Annotated in this window: 2 protein-coding genes; one reads left to right on the forward strand and one right to left on the reverse strand. The window is 32.9% G+C overall.

Annotated elements, in window-relative coordinates; all coding sequences use genetic code 11:
• Window positions 1-860: type ISP restriction/modification enzyme (locus PVV60_RS10445; protein WP_342752818.1), on the forward strand; the 860-nt coding region annotated here is incomplete at its 5' end.
• A gap of 557 nt (window positions 861-1417) precedes the next feature.
• On the opposite strand, the gene PVV60_RS10450 is transcribed toward PVV60_RS10445, so the two are convergent.
• A complete protein-coding gene (locus PVV60_RS10450) occupies window positions 1418-1564 on the reverse strand; it encodes a hypothetical protein (RefSeq protein WP_273724666.1) in 147 nt (48 codons plus the stop codon).
• Window positions 1565-1598: the final 34 nt, after the last annotated feature.

The raw sequence follows: 1598 nt of genomic DNA on the forward strand, positions 1-1598 counted from the left end.
AACTTACAGGTATAGGAGCAAGAAGTGGTTTTTCTGTTTTGATGAGTAAGGATTTACCTAACCTTCACGCAATAGATACAGGTCAATGCTTTCCACGCTATATTTATGATGATACTACGGTTTCAAAAGGTAAAAATAAGCAACAATCCCATTTGTTTACGAATTCTACAGAAGAAAGTAAAAGTACTGGTTTACACAGGCGTGATGCCATAACTGATGAAGGATTAGAACATTTTCAAGCGGCTTATCCTAATGAAACTATCACGAAAGATGATTTGTTCTATTACGTTTATGGAATCTTACACTCAGAAGATTACCGTACCCGTTATGCTCATAATTTATGTAAAGAGTTGCCTCGTATTCCTTGTGTAAAGAGTGCTGATGATTTTTGGAAGTTTGTAACAGCAGGGCGTGAACTCGGTCATTTACACGTGAATTATGAAGATCTAGAGCCCTATCCAGTGACCTTTAAAAAGGGTAATCCAAAACAAACAGAGATCTCTAATCCTGAAAAATTCTATTACGTAACAGAAATGAAATTCGCAAAAATTAAAAATAGTAAGGAAAAGGATAAATCGACGGTTATTTACAATAGCAACATCACAATAACAGATATTCCTCTTGAAGCTTATGAGTATATCGTCAATGGCAAACCCGCTCTTGAATGGGTTATGGGGCGTCAATGTGTAAAAACAGATAAAAAGAGTGGTATTGTTAATGATGCCAATCGTTATGCTGTTGAAACCATTGGCAACCCTGCCTACCCTCTAAAATTATTTCAAAGGGTTATTACTGTAAGTTTAGAAACAATGAAAATCGTTAAAAACTTACCAAATTTGGTATTAAGAGAAACTGAATAACTTATAAAGCATGCTCACATAATGGTTATGATAAACGCATAAGGGGTATAAGGTCTTATAGCTATAGGTTCCTATACCCCCTTTATAAATTGCTTACATCTAATCTTTAAAAGGAGTGTTTATATGCGTTATTCTAAAAAGAAAAAACTTGCACTTTTAGATACTCTACTTTGGATTGCTTTAAGACTTTTAAGAAATCCCATCTTAAAGTGAATTAGATTTTTTTACATTGCCTTTAAGAGGTTATACCGTAATCTAAAATGATAGCTTTATTATTTTCAAAAGCTTTGTTTAAAGAGAGTTATGTATATTCATTTTGCTTATAGGTTTTGAAGGTATAAAAATCGTCAAAACCCCCTCAAAACGTATATTATTAGTTGAATTTATAGGTTGTAATGTCGATATAGGTTGTTTTTTAAAGATCTGTAAAATACTAACCACTTGAAATATAACATTTTTATTTTTTGCTATTTTTTTATATAAAAGCAGCAACCGTCAAAACTCAAAACCTCTTCAAAACTCATAACCATAATAGTCTTGATAGCATTTCTTATGAGTTACAAACTATCTTTTGAAAGGCTTAAAGGATCAGCACTTTCCATGGTGAGATCGTCATCATTATCATCTGCTTCATCCACTTCCCCTGCCACTTTAACAAAAGTTGTTTTGGAGGCAACAGATACTGTTTGCGAATCCAAACTCAAAATTGGAACGTTTTTAGGAAAACCTGTTCAATAA

Source organism: Bartonella sp. AU18XJBT, from assembly GCF_028618595.1.
Lineage (GTDB): Bacteria > Pseudomonadota > Alphaproteobacteria > Rhizobiales > Rhizobiaceae > Bartonella.